The sequence below is a fragment of the Streptococcus pseudopneumoniae genome (assembly GCF_001074565.1).
GTDB lineage: Bacteria > Bacillota > Bacilli > Lactobacillales > Streptococcaceae > Streptococcus > Streptococcus pseudopneumoniae_J.
In genome coordinates, this window is sequence record NZ_JUQX01000044.1 from 1 (window position 1) to 21,412 (window position 21,412).

At 40.5% G+C, this 21,412-nt stretch carries 21 protein-coding genes; all 21 read left to right on the forward strand.

Annotation, left to right across the window (positions count from 1 at the left end):
- The first annotated feature begins 111 nt into the window (after window positions 1-111).
- The 21 genes from ADI74_RS06660 (at window position 112) to groES (ending at window position 21,406) form a co-directional block, all read left to right on the forward strand.
- Window positions 112-345 carry a DUF1858 domain-containing protein gene (locus ADI74_RS06660; RefSeq protein ID WP_000368739.1) on the forward strand — a complete coding sequence of 78 codons (234 nt, stop codon included), beginning with the start codon at window positions 112-114 and terminating at the stop codon, window positions 343-345.
- Complete coding sequence (locus ADI74_RS06665; protein WP_049537896.1) at window positions 345-1,679, forward strand: DUF438 domain-containing protein; 1,335 nt, start codon at window positions 345-347, stop codon at window positions 1,677-1,679. Before ADI74_RS06660 ends, ADI74_RS06665 begins: the two co-directional genes overlap by 1 nt.
- Window positions 1,680-1,688: 9 nt before the next feature.
- Complete coding sequence (locus tag ADI74_RS06670) at window positions 1,689-1,943, forward strand: DUF1912 family protein (RefSeq protein ID WP_000119707.1); 255 nt, start codon at window positions 1,689-1,691, stop codon at window positions 1,941-1,943.
- 97 nt (window positions 1,944-2,040) lie between these two features.
- On the forward strand, window positions 2,041-2,436 hold the full coding sequence (locus ADI74_RS06675; RefSeq protein WP_049489719.1) for a helix-hairpin-helix domain-containing protein: 396 nt from the start codon (window positions 2,041-2,043) through the stop codon (window positions 2,434-2,436).
- Between the two features lie 279 nt (window positions 2,437-2,715).
- A complete protein-coding gene (locus ADI74_RS06680) occupies window positions 2,716-3,291 on the forward strand; it encodes a GNAT family N-acetyltransferase (RefSeq protein ID WP_049537898.1) in 576 nt (191 codons plus the stop codon).
- Between the two features lie 2 nt (window positions 3,292-3,293).
- Entirely contained in the window at window positions 3,294-5,276 is a 1,983-nt protein-coding gene (locus tag ADI74_RS06685) for an HsdM family class I SAM-dependent methyltransferase (protein WP_049537899.1), read from the forward strand.
- Window positions 5,269-6,279 carry a RhuM family protein gene (gene rhuM, locus ADI74_RS06690; RefSeq protein ID WP_049537900.1) on the forward strand — a complete coding sequence of 337 codons (1,011 nt, stop codon included), beginning with the start codon at window positions 5,269-5,271 and terminating at the stop codon, window positions 6,277-6,279. The genes ADI74_RS06685 and rhuM overlap by 8 nt, the downstream gene beginning before the upstream one ends.
- Window positions 6,272-7,858 (forward strand): restriction endonuclease subunit S, encoded by a 1,587-nt coding sequence (locus ADI74_RS06695; RefSeq protein ID WP_049537901.1) that lies wholly within the window; start codon window positions 6,272-6,274, stop codon window positions 7,856-7,858. The genes rhuM and ADI74_RS06695 overlap by 8 nt, the downstream gene beginning before the upstream one ends.
- Window positions 7,851-10,502 (forward strand): valine--tRNA ligase, encoded by a 2,652-nt coding sequence (locus ADI74_RS06700; RefSeq protein ID WP_049537902.1) that lies wholly within the window; start codon window positions 7,851-7,853, stop codon window positions 10,500-10,502. The genes ADI74_RS06695 and ADI74_RS06700 overlap by 8 nt, the downstream gene beginning before the upstream one ends.
- Window positions 10,503-10,522: 20 nt before the next feature.
- A complete protein-coding gene (locus ADI74_RS06705) occupies window positions 10,523-12,325 on the forward strand; it encodes an ATP-dependent nuclease (RefSeq protein ID WP_049537905.1) in 1,803 nt (600 codons plus the stop codon).
- Window positions 12,326-12,410: 85 nt separating this feature from the next.
- Entirely contained in the window at window positions 12,411-13,646 is a 1,236-nt protein-coding gene (locus tag ADI74_RS06710) for a DNA cytosine methyltransferase (protein ID WP_049537907.1), read from the forward strand.
- 166 nt (window positions 13,647-13,812) lie between these two features.
- Window positions 13,813-15,390 carry a hypothetical protein gene (locus tag ADI74_RS11230; protein WP_049537908.1) on the forward strand — a complete coding sequence of 526 codons (1,578 nt, stop codon included), beginning with the start codon at window positions 13,813-13,815 and terminating at the stop codon, window positions 15,388-15,390.
- Between the two features lie 131 nt (window positions 15,391-15,521).
- Window positions 15,522-16,112, forward strand: a complete 591-nt coding sequence (rpoE, locus tag ADI74_RS06720) for a DNA-directed RNA polymerase subunit delta (RefSeq protein WP_049537909.1) — start codon at window positions 15,522-15,524, stop codon at window positions 16,110-16,112.
- Window positions 16,113-16,250: 138 nt separating this feature from the next.
- Window positions 16,251-16,958 carry a B3/B4 domain-containing protein gene (locus tag ADI74_RS06725; protein WP_049537911.1) on the forward strand — a complete coding sequence of 236 codons (708 nt, stop codon included), beginning with the start codon at window positions 16,251-16,253 and terminating at the stop codon, window positions 16,956-16,958.
- 48 nt (window positions 16,959-17,006) lie between these two features.
- Window positions 17,007-18,341 carry an N-acetylmuramoyl-L-alanine amidase family protein gene (locus ADI74_RS06730; RefSeq protein WP_065428543.1) on the forward strand — a complete coding sequence of 445 codons (1,335 nt, stop codon included), beginning with the start codon at window positions 17,007-17,009 and terminating at the stop codon, window positions 18,339-18,341.
- A gap of 92 nt (window positions 18,342-18,433) precedes the next feature.
- Window positions 18,434-18,733 (forward strand): DUF4651 domain-containing protein, encoded by a 300-nt coding sequence (locus tag ADI74_RS06735; protein ID WP_049537912.1) that lies wholly within the window; start codon window positions 18,434-18,436, stop codon window positions 18,731-18,733.
- The gene (locus ADI74_RS06740; protein ID WP_049537913.1) at window positions 18,730-19,047 is read left to right on the forward strand and encodes a thioredoxin family protein; all 318 of its coding nucleotides are present in this window, start codon (window positions 18,730-18,732) and stop codon (window positions 19,045-19,047) included. Before ADI74_RS06735 ends, ADI74_RS06740 begins: the two co-directional genes overlap by 4 nt.
- A 15-nt stretch (window positions 19,048-19,062) precedes the next feature.
- On the forward strand, window positions 19,063-19,689 hold the full coding sequence (ytpR, locus tag ADI74_RS06745) for a YtpR family tRNA-binding protein (RefSeq protein WP_049537931.1): 627 nt from the start codon (window positions 19,063-19,065) through the stop codon (window positions 19,687-19,689).
- Window positions 19,690-19,731: 42 nt separating this feature from the next.
- Complete coding sequence (locus tag ADI74_RS06750; RefSeq protein ID WP_049537915.1) at window positions 19,732-20,493, forward strand: SDR family NAD(P)-dependent oxidoreductase; 762 nt, start codon at window positions 19,732-19,734, stop codon at window positions 20,491-20,493.
- A 76-nt stretch (window positions 20,494-20,569) separates the two neighbouring features.
- Complete coding sequence (locus tag ADI74_RS06755; RefSeq protein ID WP_049537917.1) at window positions 20,570-20,965, forward strand: single-stranded DNA-binding protein; 396 nt, start codon at window positions 20,570-20,572, stop codon at window positions 20,963-20,965.
- Window positions 20,966-21,121: 156 nt separating this feature from the next.
- On the forward strand, window positions 21,122-21,406 hold the full coding sequence (gene groES / locus ADI74_RS06760; RefSeq protein WP_049537919.1) for a co-chaperone GroES: 285 nt from the start codon (window positions 21,122-21,124) through the stop codon (window positions 21,404-21,406).
- The last annotated feature ends 6 nt before the right edge of the window (window positions 21,407-21,412 follow it).

Sequence of the window (21,412 nt, forward strand, 5' to 3'; positions counted from 1 at the left end):
AAAGAGCAAACTAGGAAGCTAGCCGCAGGCTGTACTTGAGTACGGTAAGGCGACGCTGACATGGTTTGAATTTGATTTTCGAAGAGTATTAGAACATACATGGAGGTCGTAATGGACAATATCATCGATGTGTCAATTCCCGTTGCAGAAGTGGTGGACAAGCATCCAGAAGTCTTGGAAATTCTAGTAGAGCTCGGTTTTAAACCACTTGCTAATCCCTTGATGCGCAACACAGTCGGTCGCAAGGTATCGCTCAAACAGGGTTCTAAGCTTGAAGGAACTCCTATGGACAAGATTGTCCGCACACTGGAAGCGAATGGTTACGAAGTGATTGGATTAGACTAATGGCAGATGAACGGATTCATATCCTACGGGATATTTTGTTAGAATTGCACAATGGTGCCTCTCCTGAATCAGTTCAGGAGCGTTTTGATGCGACTTTTACAGGTGTTTCAGCCATCGAGATTTCCCTCATGGAGCACGAGCTGATGAACTCAGAATCAGGTGTCACCTTTGAAGATGTCATGGAGCTCTGTGATGTCCATGCCAATCTTTTTAAAAACGCTGTTAAGGGCGTCGAAGTAGAGGATACCGAACACCCAGGTCACCCAGTTCGCGTCTTCAAGGAAGAAAATCTAGCCCTCCGTGCTGCCTTGATTCGCATTCGGAGACTGTTAGATACCTATGAGTCTATGGAAGACGAGGAAATGCTTGCGGAGATGCGCAAGGGTTTGGTCCGTCAAATGGGGCTTTTGGGGCAATTTGACCTCCACTATCAGCGCAAGGAAGAGCTTTTCTTTCCTATCATGGAGCGCTATGGACACGATTCACCTCCAAAAGTTATGTGGGGAGTGGATGACCAGATCAGGGAACTCTTTCAGACAGCTCTAGCGACAGCCAAGTCACTGCCAGAAGTGTCCATTAGCAGTGTAAAAGAAGATTTTGAAGCTTTTGCAACAGAGTTTGAAAGTATGATTTTCAAGGAAGAGTCCATCCTTCTCATGATTCTCCTTGAGTCCTTTACGCAGGATGACTGGCTTCAGATTGCGGAGGAGAGCGATGCCTACGGCTATGCCATCATCCGTCCGTCAGAGAAATGGGTGCCAGAACGCCAGAGTTTCGTTGAGGAAAATAGTGCAGAGGAGCCCGTGCAACTAGACACGGCTGAAGGCCAAGTGCAACAAGTTATCGATACGCCAGAAGGCCAGTTTACCATTACCTTTACCCCTAAGGAAAAGGAAGCAGTGCTGGACCGCCATAGTCAACAGGTATTTGGCAATGGCTATCTCTCCGTAGAGCAGGCCAACCTCATCCTCAATCACCTTCCCATGGAGATTACCTTTGTCAATAAAGACGATATTTTCCAGTATTACAATGACAATGCGCCAGCTGATGAGATGATTTTCAAACGGACGCCGTCCCAAGTCGGACGCAATGTTGAACTCTGCCATCCGCCCAAGTACCTAGAAAAGGTGAAGGCCGTTATGAAAGGTCTTCGTGAAGGGCTCAAGGACAAGTATGAAATGTGGTTCAAGTCTGAGTCGCGAGGCAAGTTTGTCCACATCACCTACGCTGCGGTACACGATGAGAACGGGGAATTCCAAGGCGTGCTAGAGTATGTTCAGGACATTCAGCCCTACCGTGAGATTGATACGGACTACTTCCGTGGATTAGAATAAGGAGAATCAATGAGTTACGAACAAGAATTTATGAAGGAATTTGAAGCCTGGGTCAATACCCAGATCATGATCAACGACATGGCGCACAAGGAAAGTCAAAAGGTCTACGAAGAAGACCAAGACGAACGTGCCAAAGATGCCATGATTCGCTACGAGAGTCGCTTGGATGCCTACCAGTTCTTGCTGGGTAAGTTTGAAAACTTCAAAGCAGGCAAGGGATTTCATGATCTGCCAGAAGGCTTGTTTGGTGAGCGAAACTATTAAAATTCAGATACTTTCTTGATTTTTTGCCAAAATCTTGATAGAATATTTTTATTAAATCCTTGTCAAAGCAGGGATTTTTTATTGAAAGGATTTTATCATGTCAAAGAAACTCCAACGTAAAAAACAATTGCGAAATAGCCTTCGTCGTTCAGGTGCATTTTCAACTACAGTGACCAAAGTTGTAGAAGAGACCAAGAAAGTCGTGAAACATGCAGAAAAATCTGCCAGCCAAGCAGGAAAAGTTGTCTCTAAAAAAGTGGAACAAGCTGTAGAAGCGACCAAGGAACAAGCTCAAAAAGTAGCGAATTCAGTAGAAGATTTCGCAGCTACTTTGGGTGGCCTCTCAGTAGATCGTGCGAAGACTTTTTATGATGAAGGTATCAAGTCAGCTGCTGACTTCAAAAACTGGACAGAAAAAGAACTTCTTGCCTTGAAGGGAATCGGCCCAGCTACGATCAAGAAATTAAAAGAACACGGAATCAGCTTCAAGTAATTCTTCTTGTCCCTTGCATTTCTGTCAAAAACTTGTTACAATAAAGCCATTAGAGGTGTTTTGAATCCCACATTTTACAGAAAGTGGCGGTGCTGAGAAGTCCACAAATGTGTCAAAACTGGTTGCTGATGGATGAAAAATGAAATAATATTGTCTTTTTATTATAAAGACGAGAGTTGCGGGCATCTCTGCCCGAAATTGGGTGGTACCGCGGATAACACATTCGTCCCTGTCAGATTGATGGCAGGGGCGATTTTTTGTAGAAAGCGAGGGTTGAAGATGGAGCAAGCACAATTACCAGAACGTTTAGAAACCGATCGACTCGTCTTGCGTGTCCGTACCGTGGCGGATGCCGAGGATATTCATGCCTATGCTAGTCTGCCAGAAGTTGCCTACCCAGCAGGCTTTCCGCCCGTCAAGACCTTGGAAGATGAGATTTATTATCTGGAGCATATTCTTCCTGAGCGCAATCAAAAGGACAATCTCCCAGCTGGTTACGGCATAGTGGTTAAAGGAACCGATACTATCATCGGCTCTGTTGATTTTAACCATCGGCACGAAGATTATGTACTGGAGATTGGCTATACCTTGCACCCGGACTATTGGGGACGAGGATATGTCCCAGAAGCAACGCGAGCCTTGATTGAGCTAGGTTTTAAGGATTTGGGGCTTCATAAGGTAGAATTGTCTTGCTTTGGTTACAATGCCCAAAGTCAACGAGTCGCTGAGAAGCTTGGCTTTACCCTCGAAGCTCGTATCCGAGACCGCAAAGATGCCCAAGGAAACCGTTGTGATGATTTGAGGTATGGATTGCTGAAGAGTGAGTGGGAATGTTTAGTAATTAAAAGGAACTAATTATGGCAAAAAAAGAAGTAAATACTGATTTATGGGTTCATGAACTTTTGAAAGAAGCAGGAATTCGTGAAAATTTTGATGCCCAAGGAAGCAATGTTAAAGAGATTGATGAAGCTCTGAAAACTGCCTCGAAAAAAGGGACTGGAAATTCAGGTTTCCCAGAATATGTTGGAATTGTTAAAGATTTTTTAATCATTATTGAGGATAAACCGGGCTTATCAAAACATATCAATTATACAGATGATGACTTAATTGCTGATGATATTAAATCAAACACAGACTATGCAGTTAACGGAGCCGTCTTTTATGCTAAACATTTAGCAGATAAGGTTAGTTACAAAAAAATCATTGCTGTGGGAATTAGTGGTAATGAAAAAAAACACCGCATTACTCCTGTTTTTGTAAATGAACGTGGTGAATATTTTGAACTTGCGGATATTGAGACCCTTATTTCATTTTCAATAGATAATATTGATGAGTATTACGTAAAAGAGATTCTTCAAGAAGAAACCAATTTTGAAAAAGAAACTGCTGAAATTTTAAAAGATGCCGCAACTTTACACAATGATTTGAGAAATTACGGCAATATTGAGGAAAAGAACAAACCTCTGATTGTTTCAGGAATTCTGTTAGCATTGAGAGAAACGGAGCATGGAAACTTCTCTCTGGAAAGTTTAACTGGAGATACTGTAAAAACAGACGGCTCAAAGATATATACTGCCATCAAGTCTAACCTTCAGCGTGCTAATGTATCTCCCGAAGTAAAAAAAGATAAATTACTTAGTCAGTTTGCCGTCATCAGAGACGATGTGAAAATTAATGAAAAAAATGCTAATCTAGGTAAAACACCTGTCAAATACTTTACAGAATTTCTTTATAAAAGTATCTATCAAAGCTTAAGATATTACAATTCTGCCGAAGATTATCTTGGTCGTTTCTACGGGGAATTTATGTCATACTCTGGAGGAGACGGTCAGAACTTAGGTATTGTTTTAACACCAAAACATATAACACAACTTTTTTGTGATTTAGTTGATTTAAAGCCGACTGATAAGGTTTTTGATCCGACTTGCGGTACAGCAGGTTTCCTAATCGCCGCTATGCATGATATGTTAACAAAAGCGGACAGTGATTATCAACGTGACCAAATTCGGAAATATCAGCTCTTTGGGATTGAAGAACAATCTTATATGTTTACAATTGCTACGACGAATATGATATTACGTGGTGATGGGAAAAGTAACCTTGAAAACCAAGATTTTCTACGCCAAAATCCTAGTAAGCTTCAGCTAAAACAATGCAACGTTGGTATGATGAATCCTCCATATTCAATGGGTTCTACAGCAAATACCGAACTGTATGAAATCAATTTTACAGAACACCTGTTAAACTCTTTAGTCGAAGGTGCTAAGGCGGTTGTGATTGTTCCTCAGTCCACCTTTACAGGAAAGACCAAGTTTGAAAAAGTAGCTAAACAAAACATTTTAAAACATCATACTTTAGAGGGGGTTATCACACTTAATAAGAATACCTTTTATGGAGTAGGAACAAATCCCTGTATTGCAGTATTTACAGCTGGTATTCCACATCGTCCGGAAAAAGAATGCAAATTTATCAACTTTGAAAATGATGGTTTTGAAGTTTCTAAACATATCGGTCTGGTTGAAACAGCTACAGCTAAGGATAAAAAACAACACTTGCTTGATGTCTGGTTTGATCGTACGGAAGCAGAAACTAAGTTCTGTGTTCAAACAACAATTGAAGCTGACGATGAATGGCTTCACTCTTTCTATTACTTTAATGATGAAATTCCTTCTGAGGAAGATTTTCAAAAGACCATTGCAGATTATCTAACTTTTGAAGTCAATATGATTACTCATGGTCGAGGTTATCTTTTCGGAATAGAAGAAAAAGAGAATTATCAAGAAAATACCGATATTGAGGAACTTCCGATGGTAGCGGAAAAAGGTGACAAGTATGAATGAAATTTCTAATTTTGTCCTTTATACGACACCTAATGGTGATGTTAATTTAGATATTCTATTACAAGATGAAAATCTTTGGTTGACACAAAAAGGGATTTCTGAGTTGTTCGGAGTTTCTAAATCAACGGTTAGTCACCATTTATCAAATATTTATAGTGATGGCGAGTTAGATAAGATGGCAACTGTTCGAAAATTTCGAACAGTTCAAAAAGAGGGAAATAGAGCGGTTCAGCGTGAATTGGAATATTACAATCTTGATGCCATTATATCAATTGGTTATCGCGTTAACTCAACAAAGGCGACTCAATTTCGAATTTGGGCAACGAATACCTTAAAAGAATTTATTATTAAGGGGTTCGTACTTGATGATGAACGCCTTAAACAGGGACAAACGGTCTTTGGTCAAGATTACTTCCGTGAACTCTTAGAGCGAATCCGTTCCATCCGTGCCAGTGAACGCCGTATTTATCAGCAAATAACCGATATTTTTGCGGAATGCGCTATTGACTACGATCGAAATTCTGAAATCACTAAGAATTTCTATGCTATGGTGCAGAACAAGTTCCATTATGCTATTACTGGTAATACTGCTGCTGAGATTATTTATCATAAGGCAGATGCCGATAAGAAACAAATGGGATTAACGATTTGGAAGAATGCCCCAGATGGCCGAGTACTGAAATCGGATGTGACAGTTGCTAAGAATTATTTGCAAGAAACCGAAATCCGTCAACTAGAGCGTACCGTAACCTCTTACTTTGACTATATTGAAGGTTTGGTTGAGCGACGTAATACCTTTACCATGCAATCTTTGGCGGAAAGTATTGACCGCTTCCTTTCTTTTAATGAATATGACATTCTAGAAGGAAAAGGGTCCATTTCTAAAAAAGAAGCAGATGAGAAAGCCAGTCAAGAATATGAGAAATTCAACCGTACCCAGAAAATTGTGTCGGATTTTGACAAGCAAATCAAAAAACTAATGGCAGGTGACAAAGATGAGTAAGTTAAAATTGACGGATGTGGAATGGGGAGAGTTTAAGGTAGGGGATATTTTTGAAATTTTTACTGGCTCTCTTATTGATAATCCTAAGTCAGGAACAATACCTCGCATTACAGCAACAGATGTTAATAATGGGGTTGCTATGTTTACAAGTCGGTATGAAGAAAAAGCGAGATATTTTTCAAATTTTATAAGTGTTTCTTTTTTAGGAAGTGTTTTTTATCATAAAGATACAGTAAGTTTGGATATGAAAATACATGGCATAAAACCGTGTAGATATGAATTAAAAAGTGAGAGTGCTCTTTTCCTAATACCTTTGATAAAGAATTTCTCTTTTAAATATAGTTATGGTTATCAACTTTCAACTAGAATATTAGTAAATCAAAAGCTCAAGCTTCCTATTGATTTTCAAGGTCAGCCTAACTGGCAGTTTATGGAAGATTACATCAAACAAGAACAGAAACAACAAGCTCAGAAAATTATTGATTATTATGAGCGTAAATTGGTTGAGTTAGCTGGAGATGTGGTAGGACTAGATAAGGTGGAATGGAAAACGTTTCGTTTCACTGAAGTTTTTCAAGAAATTCAAAGAGGAAAACGTCTGACAAAAGCTAATCAGGCAGACGGTCCTACACCATATATTTCCTCAACTTCTGAAAACAATGGTGTAGATGCCTTTATTGGAAATGATACAGGAGTCCGAAAGTTTGAAGATGTCCTCACTCTTGCCAATAGCGGAAGTGTCGGTTCCACTTTTTATCAGCAATTTGAGTTTGTGGCTAGTGATCACGTAACAGCTTTAAAGTCTGAGAATGCAGACAAATACGCTTATCTATTTTTATCTACCGTTGTTAAACGCTTAGAAGAAAAATATTCTTTTAACAGAGAGATTAACGACACCCGTATAAAAAGAGAAAAACTCATTCTTCCAGTTGATAAAGAAGGTAACCCTAATTTCCAATATATGTCTGACTTTGTGAAAAAATTAGAACTTGACAAAGTCCAAGAAGTGCTCGAATATATATATATATATATCAGAATGATGACCATTCTTGAAGAAAAAGTTTGTGAAATTTCTTGGAAAGATTTCTGGATTGAGGATGTTTGTGAAATTAAATCGGGCATTCGTTTAACAAAAGCCAATCAAAAAATAGGATTGAGACCATTTGTAGGTGCTAGCGATAGCGATAATGGGGTTACAGCCTTTGTATCTAATACAAATAAAAGTCTCGATGCAAATGTACTCGGTGTAAATTACAATGGTAGCGTCGTTGAAAATTTCTATCATCCCTACGAAGCCATTTTTTCTGATGATGTCAAACGATTAAAATGGAAAGACGAAATATACGGAAACAAATATACCTACCTTTTCTTGAAACAAACGATTTTGTCTCAAAAAATCAAGTATGCCTATGGTTATAAATTCAATGGCGAACGTATGAAACGTCAAAAGATCATGTTACCAGTTACTAACACTGGATTGCCAAATTATGACTATATGAAATCTTATCTGCAAAAACAAGAATTAGAACAAATTTTTAAGATATTGAACTACTTAAACAAGGAGAACACACATGTCTAAAGAACTTTCACCTAAATACAATCCAGCCGAGGTTGAGGCTGGTCGTTACCAAAAATGGCTTGACGAGGATGTTTTCAAGCCTTCAGGCGATCAAAAGGCTAAGCCGTATTCAATCGTGATTCCGCCACCAAACGTAACTGGGAAACTTCACCTTGGTCACGCTTGGGATACGACTTTGCAGGATATCATTATCCGTCAAAAACGCATGCAAGGCTTTGATACGCTTTGGCTTCCGGGGATGGACCACGCGGGGATTGCCACTCAGGCTAAGGTTGAGGAGCGCTTGCGTGGTGAGGGTATTAGCCGTTACGACCTGGGGCGTGAAAAATTCCTAGAGAAAGTCTGGGAATGGAAAGACGAATACGCGACTACCATCAAGGAACAATGGGGTAAGATGGGTCTCTCTGTAGACTACTCTCGCGAGCGTTTCACTCTTGACGAAGGTTTGTCAAAAGCCGTTCGCAAGGTCTTTGTGGACCTTTACAAGAAAGGTTGGATCTACCGTGGTGAATTTATCATCAACTGGGACCCAGCAGCTCGCACAGCCCTTTCTGATATCGAGGTGATTCACAAGGATGTCGAAGGTGCCTTCTACCACATGAACTACATGCTGGAAGACGGTTCACGCGCCCTTGAAGTAGCGACCACTCGTCCTGAGACCATGTTTGGGGATGTTGCCGTTGCGGTCAATCCAGAAGACCCGCGCTACAAAGACTTGATTGGGCAAAACGTTATCCTGCCAATCGCTAATAAACTCATCCCAATCGTGGGAGACGAGCACGCTGATCCAGAGTTTGGTACTGGTGTCGTGAAAATCACGCCTGCCCACGATCCAAACGACTTCTTGGTTGGTCAACGCCATAACTTGCCACAAGTCAACGTTATGAATGACGACGGAACCATGAATGACTTGGCCTTTGAATTTGCAGGCATGGACCGTTTTGAAGCTCGTAAGGCAGTTGTTGCCAAGTTGGAAGAAATTGGTGCCCTCGTTAAAATCGAAAAACGTGTCCACAGTGTTGGTCACTCAGAGCGTACAGGTGTTGTGGTTGAACCACGCTTGTCTACTCAGTGGTTCGTTAAGATGGACCAATTGGCGAAGAACGCTATTGCCAACCAAGACACAGAGGACAAGGTAGAATTCTACCCACCTCGTTTCAACGATACCTTCCTTCAATGGATGGAAAATGTCCACGATTGGGTTATCTCTCGTCAGCTCTGGTGGGGTCACCAAATCCCTGCTTGGTACAATGCTGAGGGTGAAATGTATGTCGGTGAAGAAGCTCCAGAAGGTGACGGTTGGACTCAGGACGAGGACGTCTTGGATACGTGGTTCAGCTCTGCCCTTTGGCCATTCTCAACCATGGGCTGGCCTAATGTCGACTCAGAAGACTTCAAACGTTACTTCCCAACGTCAACCTTGGTAACAGGTTACGACATCATCTTCTTCTGGGTATCTCGTATGATCTTCCAATCTTTGGAATTCACTGGCCGTCAACCATTCCAAAACGTTCTTATCCACGGTCTCATTCGTGATGAGCAAGGACGCAAGATGTCTAAATCTCTCGGAAACGGGATTGACCCAATGGATGTCATTGAGAAATACGGTGCCGATGCCCTTCGTTGGTTCCTTTCAAATGGTTCTGCACCAGGTCAAGATGTGCGCTTCTCTTACGAGAAAATGGATGCTTCGTGGAACTTCATTAACAAGATTTGGAACATCTCTCGCTACATCCTCATGAACAATGAAGGATTGACCCTTGAGCAAGCAACAGCCAATGTCGAAAAGGTTGTCAATAAGGAAGCTGGAAATGTCACAGACCGCTGGATTCTCCATAACCTCAATGAAACAATCGGAAAAGCAACTGCCAACTTTGATAAGTTTGAATTTGGTGTGGCTGGCCACATCCTCTACAACTTCATCTGGGACGAGTTTGCGGACTGGTATGTTGAGTTGACTAAGGAAGTCCTTTATAGCGATAACGAAGAAGAGAAAGTTATCACACGTTCTGTTCTCCTTTACACTTTGGACAAGATCCTTCGTCTCCTCCACCCAATCATGCCATTCGTGACAGAGGAAATCTTTGGACAAATCTCAGAAGGCTCTATCGTAACAGCTGCTTACCCAACTGTCAACCCAGCCTTTGAGGACCTTGCGGCCCACACAGGTGTGGAAAGTCTCAAAGACTTGATCCGTGCCGTTCGGAATGCGCGTGCGGAAGTAAACGTTGCCCCAAGCAAGCCTATCACTATCCTTGTTAAGACAAGCGATAGCGACTTGGAAGCCTTCTTTAACAGCAATGTCAACTACATCAAACGCTTCACAAATCCAGAACACTTGGAAATCGCATCAAACATCCCTGCGCCTGAACTCGCGATGTCAAGCGTCATCACAGGAGCAGAAATCTACTTGCCACTGGCTGACCTCCTCAATGTCGAAGAAGAACTCGCTCGTCTCGACAAGGAACTCGCTAAATGGCAAAAAGAACTGGACATGGTCGGTAAGAAGCTCTCTAACGAACGCTTCGTAGCCAACGCCAAACCAGAAGTCGTCCAAAAAGAACGTGACAAACAAGCCGACTACCAAGCGAAATACGACGCGACTGTCGCACGTATTGATGAGATGAAGAAGTTGGTGGGATAACATTCTAGGAGATAATAAACTTGAAATTACATAAAATTGTTATTAAGGGATATAAACGACATAAAGAAACTGAGTTGATATTCTCGGATGCATCATTTCTTATTGGTGAGAATAATGTCGGTAAAACTAGTGCACTTGAAGCTGTGGAATTGTTACTTTCTGATAGTAAAAAAGTTGATGAGAGCTTATTCTATCTAGATGAAAATGGTGAGCGTGCAGATAGCATAGTATTGGACGCTGAGTTTCGAGACATAGGTGAAGAGGCAAAACATTGGCGTGGTTTTAAAGGACGTTTGTTTCCTTATCAAGAAGGAACAGATACAAAGTTTAGTTTCTTTTATAGAAAGACATTTTCAAAAACTGGTTCTCGTAAAGTAGAAGCTAAGAGTCTAGAGAAAAAATTAAAACCTGAATTTGATAAGTTTAATACAATAGAACAATTTATTGAAAGTGGATTTGATGGCTCTAAGTTAGATAGTTCATATAATGATTTCAAAAAAGTATTGAATAAAAAAGAATTAAAAGAATTTTTTGAAACTCATGAGTCTTATTTTGACTTTTATAATTACAGTGAAAATGAGACTTGGGTAGAAAATCCCGGGGGTATTGCAGGGAATGTATTAACTAAGTTACCAAAAATTTTATATATCCCCGCTTATGATAGGCGCGAAGATTTGGGAGAAAATAAAGGAGCATTACAATCTATTCTTTCTGAACTATTTACAGAAGTTAGAGAGTCTTCGACTAATTATAAAGAGGCACAAAAGTATTTAAATTTATTATCAGAAGAGATGGATGCTGAAAATAACCAGACATCATTTGGAAAAATGATGTCTGAACTAAATAAAACTATGGACAATGTTTTTTCAGGTATATCTATGAAAGCCACGACAGTTCTTTCTGATCCTGATAAAACAATTAAACCAACTTTCAATATTACAATGCTTAGTAATATTGAAACATCAGTTGAGCACCAAGGAACTGGAGTTATTCGTTCTGCTGTCTTTGCATTATTAAAATATAAAGCTGAGAGAGATTTACGAAAAATTGAATCTGATAGAAATCTAGTAATTTGTTTTGAAGAACCCGAAATATATCTTCATCCAAATGCTGCAAATCAGATGAGAGATACAATATATGATTTAGCTTGTTCCGGTAGTAACCAAATAATTTGTACATCCCATTCACCATATATGATTGATTTAAGTAGAAAGGCAGGGCAAGTTTTAAATTACCTATCAATTGATGTTGGCGAAATTAGTATTATAAAGAATATTGCGTTTAATCATGAACAAGCATTTAAAGAATTGCAGACAGAAGATAAAAGTTACGTAAAAATGCTACTAAAAATGGATGATTACTTGTCAAGAGTATTCTTTGCTAAAAAGATATTATTAGTTGAAGGAGATACCGAGGAGCTTGTGCTTAGAGAAACAATATTAGCTGCTCCAGAAGATTTGAGGAAAAAAATCAAGTGTGACTGGCAAATTGTACGTGCAAGAGGGAAACCGGTAATTATTTCTGTAATCAAGTATATGAAATCTATGGGAATTATACCTTATGTTATGCATGATAGAGATGAAGGAACACCTGGAGCAACGAAATATAATGTCCCTATTAGAGAAGCTTTAGATTGTGATTCACAATTATTTGTTTTAGAGGAATGCATTGAAGATGTTTTAGGATATATAGCTCCTAGTAGTGAGAAACCTTATAGAGCCTTTAAATATATACAGGATAATTGGATAACAGAAGATGGTTACGATTATAATAAAGTTCCAGAAGAATGGAGAAATATTTTTGAGCAAATATTTAAAGATTGATTAAATGCTAAAATATTTTTTGCTATGAAAATCAACTTTTTTTAAATGTATCTACGAATATGTTCATTAGAAAGCAGGTTACTACATGACAAATTCTGTAAGTTCGAACCGCTCTGAGAAGTACAACATTGCAGCTTTCTTCTCAGGTGTTGGGGGAATTGAGTTGGGATTTGAACAGACCAACGAGTTCAGAGTGGTGTATGCCAATGAATTTGATAAGTATGCGCGTCAGACTTATCAGTTAAACCATCCAGATACCTATTTGGATGGTCGTGATATTCACGCTGTTCAGCCAGAGGATATTCCGGCTGAACGTGTGGATGTGATTATGGGAGGTTTCCCTTGTCAGGCCTTTAGTATTGCGGGTTATCGCAAGGGCTTTGATGATGATCGTGGTGATCTTTTCTTTGAGTTGCTTCGCATGATTGAGGGCTGCAGACCTCGCGCCATTTTCATCGAAAACGTCAAGAACATGGTCGGTCATGACCATGGCAATACCTTCAAGGTGATTCGTGAAGCCTTGACCGAAAACAACTACTTTATCAAGTGGAAGGTCCTCAACGGGAAAGACTATGGAAATATCCCACAAAACCGTGAGCGGATTTACATCGTTGGTTTTGATACCAAGGAAGCTTATGATTTGTTTGAGTTTCCAGAGGAAATCAAGCTCACGACTTCTCTTCAAGATGTCATTAACTTCGGCGATAAGCTAGACGAGATCTACTACTACCGTGAAGGCAAGCAGAATTTCTACGACCAGTTGAAGTTTAAAGTCACCAGTCAAGATACAGTTTACCAGTGGCGCCGCCAATACGTTCGTGAAAATAAAAATGGCGTTGTCCCTACCCTCACAGCCAATATGGGAACAGGTGGACACAATGTTCCATTGATCCTAACAGACAGTGGCGAGATTCGGAAGTTAACTCCCAAAGAAACCTTTAACGTTCAAGGATATCCTAAATCCTTTAAAATCCCAGAAGGGGTTTCTAACGGTCAGCTCTACAAGCAGGCTGGAAACAGCGTAGTCGTTCCCGTGATTAAACGCATCGCAGAGAATGTTGCCAAGGCCTTAAATAAAAGCAAAGGGAAATCTCAGCTTCATCGTTCGGGAAAAATTGCAATTATCTACATTAAGATGAATGGTCAGTTTGAAGGTGAGTCGTATGTTAAAGATTTTGTACGGAATGAAGCTGAGGCATACGAAAAAATCTTTACGGAATACAGAGATAATCTTGAGGTTATTTCTTCTAAACAGTATAGATCATTGATTCGTAATAAAAAAAGTAAAGAGTTTTATATGCTGTCCATAAATAGATCATAAATATTTGTGTTTTGTTGTTTCGGATGAAGAGCGTATTACATTGCCCGAAAATCGTGGCAATTTGATAAATTAGAGTATTCTTAATAGTTTTTCCGAAATATATAAGTGGGAGCTAGTGATTAAGCTAGTCTTCTTTCAAATAGGATAGGTAAGTGAGGCATAATTTATGTGGGAACATCTAAAAACAGAACAAAAAGAAAAATACAAAACCTTAATTACCAACTTCGCTAGTTTGAGCCAAGCTTTCTCTCAAAAGTCTGAATCCGAAGAAGAGGGGCAAACAGAGAATTATGTTGCTCCGATTGTTAATTCCAAATTTCAGGAGACCGTTTTCCAGAAAGCTTTTAATGCCGTTGGGGAAGATATAGCCAATACTTCCTATGATGCTTCTGTCGTCGTAGATGAAAATCATAAATACCTAGTGGGTATTAAGTCTTTTGGAATTAATTCAGGAGACCAAAAAATCGCTCAGTTTAAGAAGGATTCTCAATCTTGGACGGATTTGTTGAGTGATATCAAGTCTCACGCGGATAGCTCAGCTAATAAAGAAACAGCAGACAAGGCAAACTATCAGCGCTATGAAGAGTTGGCTCGAAAGATTGCGACTTTAAGAAACCAGAGAATTGAATCTTCTAAGGCACAAATCAAAGGTTTCAATTCTGACTCGGTCAATGTTGAAGCTGTTTACCATGTCCTGATGCCGACAGCAAAGGGTGAAAATCCTAAGATTTTTGTCGGTGAAACATCTTATTTACCAGTTGATATCGATAATCTGGCCATTGAAGGATCAACTACCAAAAACAATCCTACTAATTTTCGATTTACGGATGGACAACACCACTACAAGTACACAGCAGCTGACAGCCAGCTTCACATGACTTTTAATAATAAAGACATTGTGGTAGATACTTGGGATGTCCATTATATTGAAGATCCTTTTTCTCTGTTTGAAAATCTTCATTTACTAACAGCTGAAAAGGAACAATCCGATATCTTAGAAACAGTGTCTTGGGTTATCACAGACAAACATGGAAATGTGGAAGAAAACTCTGGTTTCAATGCCTTTAATGGTGGTTCAAAACTAGCTAAGAAAGGTCGTCTGCCACGGATTTTAAAGATTCAGGAAAAATTCAAAGATAGTCTGGCTCCAGAAGAACTAGCTTTTGTGACCTTCTCTCTAGAAGAAATCCTCTTGAAAAAGTGGACTAGCAAGGAAGAAAAAGTTAAGATGAAGGCGATTCGTGAGGATTTGATTCACTTTGTCCACAAGACTGGCAATGCAAAACTCATTAAAGAAATTGAACAGCTGGTTTATCGTCCAGTTAGTGAAGTTTATATTCCTCTGCCTGACTCCAAGAACTTCCATGACGAAAGACCGGATTTCTTTGGTCCAGGATTTGGGACTTTTGAACATGGCACTAAAAAACTAGCTCTATCCAAGGAAGAAAGAACCTTTAAACTACGATTTTTACCTTCTGGTGATGTTATAAACGCCTATATCAACCAAGAAGCTGGCAAGGCTATTCAGTCTACTGATAAGCAAGAAATCCTTGGAAATTGGATTTTACGTGGTGTTTTTCAGTTGAAGGAGCGTGAAGTCTTGACAGGTCAAAGACTCAATGAACTTGAAATCAACGGTATCCGCTTGACTAAGTTTAAAAATGGAGAAATCGGTATTGAATTCATCTGGATTGATATCGAAAATCCACCTAGCGACACCATCGGCTGGGTAGCAAAGAAATAAAAAGTCCTGTCACTTTCTCCCATTTAACCTTTGACTATTCCGCAAAATTATCGTACAATAAAGAGTACATGATAAAATGAGGTCAGAGTCTGTTCGCTCTGGCGATAGTAGTAAAAATGAGGAGAAACGCTTTGGAATTAGAAGTATTTGCTGGGCAAGAAAAAAGTGAACTATCTATGATTGAGGTAGCGCGTGCTATCTTGGAACTTCGTGGTCGCGATCATGAGATGCATTTTAGCGATCTTGTAAACGAAATTCAAAACTACCTTGGAACATCAAACAGCGATATCCGCGAAGCTTTGCCTTTGTTCTACACAGAGTTGAACTTTGACGGTAGTTTCATCTCTCTTGGGGACAACAAATGGGGTCTTCGTTCATGGTATGGTGTAGACGAAATCGACGAAGAAATCATCGCTCTTGAAGAAAGTGACGACGATGAAGTAGCACCAAAAGCTAAGAAGCAGCGTGTCAATGCCTTCATGGATGGTGATTCAGATGCCATTGACTACAATGCAGATGATCCAGAAGACGAGGACGCGTACGAAGCTGATCCAGCTCTTTCATATGATGATGAAAATCCAGATGATGAGAAAAATGAAGTGGAAGCTTACGATGCAGAAATCAACGAAATCGCTCCTGATGACTTGGGTGAAGACGTGGATCTCAACGAAGAAGACGACGAGTTTTCTGACGATGACGCTGAAACAAGTGACGAAGTATAAGAAGCCTCACAGAGGAGATCAGTTTGATCTTCTCTTTTTATTTGTCGGGAGGGAGTTGATGATTTCCTTGAAATCAAGGGCTAGAAGGTGTAAAATGAAGGTGGGATGGTGTACATCTTTCAAAGGAGGTGCTTGTCTATGGAGTTTCGTTTAGATAAAAGTTTGTATGACTTGGGGATCAAGAATGTCGTGATTGGTATTGCTAAAAATGTCGATCCTCATGCTGATTTGCCTCTTACTTTTCTGAAAAAGAAAGAGGAGAGGGAGAAATGGGCGGTAGAGTGTGATGTAAAAGAAGTTCAAGAGTCTTCTGTTGTTCAAGGCTATACCAAATTGCTCCAGCGAGTTGGGCGTAGCGTCAAGAAGAATCCGCCAACAGTTGTCGCCCTTATTCGCAATATCCAGCATCGTGGCTCTCTCCCTCACATCAATAGTATCATCGATATCTACAATGTAGAGGCGCTTTCTTCTTTGCTGGCGATTGGTGGGCATGACTTAGATAAGATTGGGGAGCAGATAGAGTTTTCTGTCAGCCAAAAAGAGGATGTATTCCTGCCAATCTTATCAACTGAAAAACATGTATCCAAGACGGATTATGTCTATCGTGATGAAAATGGTGTCCTAGCTTGGCTAGATGTTCGCGATAGTGAACACTACAAATTTGATGAGGACACGAAAAATGCTATCTTCATCATCCAAGGTAATGAAAATACTTCTGTCGAGATGCGTTTAGAAGCGTTAGAAGAAATTGAAAAGGATTTGGCTGCTTGTATGCATGATTTGCAGTTTGAAAAGAAAGTCATTTCACTTGAAGAAAACCGCACGGTAGTCCAAGACATTTACTGAGTTTTATAGTCCCCACTTTATGGTATGTAAACAAAGGAGGAAAGTGCCATGAAGAACAAATTGAAACAATGGAACTTGTTAGGTTTAGCACTTACAGGTCTAGCTCTACTAGCTCTCCCCCAAACTGGTCAAGCCTTTGAACTAAAAGAGCTCTGGCCGATTAAAGGTGGTATTGTCTATGAAAATGGCAAGGTAGCTCGCTTTAATAATGGACATGAAGTAGATATTCAGGTTTTGGATTTGCCGAAAACTGAAAAAATCGAGTGGACGGTCAGCCTAAATGGTCAGGATCAAACGACGAATTTCCTAGGGCAGGAAAAGGAAAAGTCCATGATCGGTGAAGAGGGACGTTTCTTACATTTCTACGTGCCTTATGGTTATCGTGGAGATATCAAGGTGGAAGCCAAGAGTGGAGAGGAAGTCAAGACTTGGTCTACGAAAGTCATGGATGATATTTATCACGGTGGAAAAAGTAGTTATTATCGCCTCGAAGAAGGAAAAGACCAATATACTTATTTAGATACAAAATGGGATTATGAAACAAAGACTTATACAGCAACCCTGCCTGATACTTCTAAGGGTAAGAAGGTCGTAGCATGGAGAGGAAGTCAATATGATAGTGTGAAGCTTGAGAAACCCGGAGAAATAACTCGACCATACAGCGGAACTAGTTTGCTAAGTTTTTATCCAATTTTTGAAACTGCAGGCTGGTTCAAATCAGACTCAATCTGGTACTACCAAAAACAAGGCGAGCTAGTTAAAAATGACTGGTTAAAATACCAAGGATATTGGTATTTCATGGATGGGGCTGGTGGCATGATTCATGGTGGTTGGATCTGCAGTGAAGATATTTGGTACTATTTCAAAGATTCAGGTATTATGATGAGTAATGAGTGGAAATTTTACAATAATCGTTGGTACTATCTCAAATCTTCAGGAGCCATGGCGAGTAACGAATGGATTTATGACCAAGGCAACTGGTATTTTGTAAAATCATCAGGAGCTATGGCAAGCCAAGAATGGGTGTATATCCAAGGTAAATGGTATTATTTGGCAGACTCAGGGAAGATGAAAAAGAGTACTTGGGTTTATGATAGGGATGCTTGGTATTACTTGACTGATTCAGGTGCACTGTTGAGAGATGACTGGTTCTACTATGGTGGATCTTGGTATTACCTCAAGGGTTCAGGTGCTATGGCCAACCAAGAATGGATTTATAACCAAGGGAACTGGTACTATCTTACTGAGTCAGGTGCCATGAAGTCCAATGCTTGGATCAAAGACAAGGGCAAGTGGTACTATTTGGATTCCTCAGGTAAGATGCTTCGCAACACCTACACACCTAATGGTTATTATGTCAGCAACTCAGGCGCTTGGCAATAAGAATTAGATGTCCTCTTTCCTCATTGAGGAAGGGGATTTTCCTTTCCTATATACTGCTTCCCTATTTGTCCTAAAGCCCTTTTTGTGTTACAATGAAAGGTATGAAAGCTAAGAAATTATGGATGACTGGCTTGACAGTGGCTGGTCTAAGTGCCCTCGCTTTGGGTGCCAAAAAAGCAGCAGATAACCACAAGCTCATGAAGACGCAAGAAGAGTTGACCGCTATCGTGCGCGAACTTTTCTCAGATATGGGTGAGATTGCGACTCTCTATGTTCAAGTCTACGAAAGTAGTCTAGAGCGACTCGTCGGAGGGGTCATTTTTAAGGATGGTCGTCACTATACCTTTGTCTATGAAAATGAAGACCTGGTCTATGAGGAGGAAGTCTTATGATTACTCCCAATAGTATAGAAGAACTCGCAGGTTTTGTCGAGCAGGATGGCAAGAAGGTCTTTCTTTTTGTGGCGGACTGGTGTGGCGATTGTCGTTATATCTATCCTGCCTTGCCAGAGATTGAGGCAGAAAATCCTGAATTTACCTTTATTCGAGTAGATCGTGATGAATTTATGGATCTCGCCAAGTTGTGGGATGTTTACGGAATTCCTAGCCTTGTTGTGCTAGAAAAGGACAAGGAAATCGGCCGATTTGTCAATCGCGACCGTAAAAGCAAGGAAGAAATTAACGACTTTTTAGCAGGACTGAAATAGGAGAAAATGGAAACAATGATTTTTACATATAACAAAGAGCATGTTGGCGATGTCCTTATGATCATCGTGAAAAACAGCGGAGATGCCAAGTTGGACGTGGAGCGTAAAGGCAAGGTAGCCCGTGTTTTCCTCAAAGAAAATGGAGAAACAGTGGCTTGGAATATTTTTGACCTTTCAAGTTTGTTTGCAATTGCAGAGCGTGGTCAGGTCTTTTTATCAGATGAGCAAGTCGCTCGTTTGAACCAAGAGTTGCAGGCAGAAGTCTTTACAGAAGAAATTGTTAATGATAAGGAACCTAAGTTTGTTGTTGGTGAGATTGTCGACATGGTAGCTCACCCAGATAGCGATCACCTCAATATCTGCCAAGTTGCAGTCGCCAGTGATAAGACAGTGCAAATTGTTGCAGGGGCTCCCAATGCGCGTCTTGGTTTGAAAACCATTGTAGCTCTTCCGGGAGCTATGATGCCAAAAGGAAATCTCATTTTCCCAGGCGAACTTCGTGGTGAAAAGAGTTTTGGTATGATGTGCAGCCCTCGTGAACTTGCCTTGCCAAATGCTCCGCAAAAACGTGGGATTATTGAATTATCAGAAGACCAAGTTGTTGGAACTCCATTTGACCCAGCAAAACATTGGACTGCCTAGGAAGTTGTCAGTATTTGTCTCGCTAGTATAGAAGGAAATAAGATGGCAAAAAATGTAGTGATTACAGGAGCGACCTCAGGAATCGGTGAAGCGATTGCGCGTGCTTATCTGGAGCAGGGGGAGAATGTCGTTCTAACAGGGCGACGGACAGACAGACTAGAGACCCTCAAGTCAGAGTTTGCAGAAACTTTTCCAAATCAAACAGTTTGGACCTTTTCACTAGATGTGACGGATATGACTATGGTCAAGACTGTTTGCTCCGATATATTGGAAATGATAGGGCAGATTGATATCTTGGTCAATAACGCTGGACTAGCTCTTGGCTTGGCTCCCTATCAAGACTATGAAGAGCTGGATATGCTGACCATGTTAGATACCAATGTCAAGGGCTTGATGGCAGTCACTCGTTCTTTCTTGCCTTCCATGGTTGCAGCAAATCAAGGTCATATCATCAATATGGGGTCGACTGCAGGCATTTATGCCTATGCAGGTGCAGCTGTCTATTCAGCCACCAAGGCAGCAGTTAAGACTTTTTCAGATGGTCTGCGAATTGATACCATTGCAACGGATATCAAGGTGACCACCATTCAGCCAGGGATTGTTGAAACAGATTTTTCTACAGTACGTTTTCACGGTGACAAAGAACGAGCAGCCAGTGTCTATCAGGGGATCGAAGCCTTGCAGGCACAAGACATCGCAGACACTGTTGTCTATGTGACCAGTCACCCCCGTCGTGTGCAGATTACAGATATGACTATTATGGCCAATCAACAGGCGACAGGTTTCATGGTTCATAAAAAATAAAAAATTTTTTCGAAAAGTTACAAATTTCTGTAACTTTTTTTGATTTCCTGCGAATAGATAAGCAGGAGGATGAAAAATGTATAATAAAGTTATCATGATTGGGCGTTTGACGTCTACACCAGAATTGCACAAAACCAACAATGACAAGTCAGTAGCGCGTGCAACGATTGCTGTGAACCGTCGTTACAAAGACCAAAATGGGGAACGTGAAGCTGATTTTGTCAATTTGGTTCTTTGGGGAAAATTGGCTGAAACCTTGGCAAGTTACGCGACCAAAGGTAGTCTTATCTCTGTGGATGGAGAACTTCGTACCCGTCGCTTTGAGAAAAATGGTCAGACCAACTATGTGACTGAAGTCCTTGCCACAGGATTCCAACTCTTGGAAAGCCGCGCCCAACGTGCCATGCGTGAAAATAACGCAGGTCAGGATTTGGCGGATTTGGTCTTGGAAGAGGAAGAATTACCATTTTAAGCATAGAAAAGCCTGAGTCAATCTTAGGCTTTTTTATCTTGAGAAAGTCAGACTTTTTTCTTGACTATTTCTGACCAAGTGATACAATAGAACTATGATTTAGCACTCAGATATAAAGAGTGCTAATAAGATGTATGTCATCATGGAGGAAAGCAAATGTTGAAACCATTAGGAGACCGTGTGGTCTTGAAAATCGAAGAAAAAGAACAAACTGTTGGTGGCTTTGTCCTTGCAGGCTCAGCCCAAGAAAAAACCAAAACAGCCCAAGTTATAGCTACAGGACAAGGTATTCGTACCTTGAATGGCGACTTGGTTGCTCCAAGCGTTAAGGCTGGAGACCGTGTCTTAGTTGAAGCCCACGCTGGTATTGATGTCAAGGATGGAGATGAAAAGTACATCATCGTAGGCGAAGCCAACATCTTGGCAATCATTGAAGAATAGAAGGAG

Excerpts from the sequence above, each read along its gene's own strand:
- ADI74_RS06755 (WP_049537917.1), top strand. The coding sequence starts at position 20,570 with ATGTATAATAAAGTTATCATGATTGGGCGTTTGACGTCTACACCAGAA.
- ytpR (WP_049537931.1), top strand. The coding sequence starts at position 19,063 with ATGATTTTTACATATAACAAAGAGCATGTTGGCGATGTCCTTATGATC.
- ADI74_RS06710 (WP_049537907.1), top strand. The coding sequence starts at position 12,411 with ATGACAAATTCTGTAAGTTCGAACCGCTCTGAGAAGTACAACATTGCA.
- ADI74_RS06660 (WP_000368739.1), top strand. The coding sequence starts at position 112 with ATGGACAATATCATCGATGTGTCAATTCCCGTTGCAGAAGTGGTGGAC.
- ADI74_RS06735 (WP_049537912.1), top strand. The coding sequence starts at position 18,434 with ATGAAAGGTATGAAAGCTAAGAAATTATGGATGACTGGCTTGACAGTG.
- ADI74_RS06740 (WP_049537913.1), top strand. The coding sequence starts at position 18,730 with ATGATTACTCCCAATAGTATAGAAGAACTCGCAGGTTTTGTCGAGCAG.
- ADI74_RS06665 (WP_049537896.1), top strand. The coding sequence starts at position 345 with ATGGCAGATGAACGGATTCATATCCTACGGGATATTTTGTTAGAATTG.
- ADI74_RS06680 (WP_049537898.1), top strand. The coding sequence starts at position 2,716 with ATGGAGCAAGCACAATTACCAGAACGTTTAGAAACCGATCGACTCGTC.
- groES (WP_049537919.1), top strand. The coding sequence starts at position 21,122 with ATGTTGAAACCATTAGGAGACCGTGTGGTCTTGAAAATCGAAGAAAAA.
- ADI74_RS06725 (WP_049537911.1), top strand. The coding sequence starts at position 16,251 with ATGGAGTTTCGTTTAGATAAAAGTTTGTATGACTTGGGGATCAAGAAT.
- ADI74_RS06730 (WP_065428543.1), top strand. The coding sequence starts at position 17,007 with ATGAAGAACAAATTGAAACAATGGAACTTGTTAGGTTTAGCACTTACA.
- rhuM (WP_049537900.1), top strand. The coding sequence starts at position 5,269 with ATGAATGAAATTTCTAATTTTGTCCTTTATACGACACCTAATGGTGAT.
- ADI74_RS06700 (WP_049537902.1), top strand. The coding sequence starts at position 7,851 with ATGTCTAAAGAACTTTCACCTAAATACAATCCAGCCGAGGTTGAGGCT.
- ADI74_RS06750 (WP_049537915.1), top strand. The coding sequence starts at position 19,732 with ATGGCAAAAAATGTAGTGATTACAGGAGCGACCTCAGGAATCGGTGAA.
- ADI74_RS06685 (WP_049537899.1), top strand. The coding sequence starts at position 3,294 with ATGGCAAAAAAAGAAGTAAATACTGATTTATGGGTTCATGAACTTTTG.
- ADI74_RS06695 (WP_049537901.1), top strand. The coding sequence starts at position 6,272 with ATGAGTAAGTTAAAATTGACGGATGTGGAATGGGGAGAGTTTAAGGTA.
- ADI74_RS06675 (WP_049489719.1), top strand. The coding sequence starts at position 2,041 with ATGTCAAAGAAACTCCAACGTAAAAAACAATTGCGAAATAGCCTTCGT.
- ADI74_RS06670 (WP_000119707.1), top strand. The coding sequence starts at position 1,689 with ATGAGTTACGAACAAGAATTTATGAAGGAATTTGAAGCCTGGGTCAAT.
- ADI74_RS11230 (WP_049537908.1), top strand. The coding sequence starts at position 13,813 with ATGTGGGAACATCTAAAAACAGAACAAAAAGAAAAATACAAAACCTTA.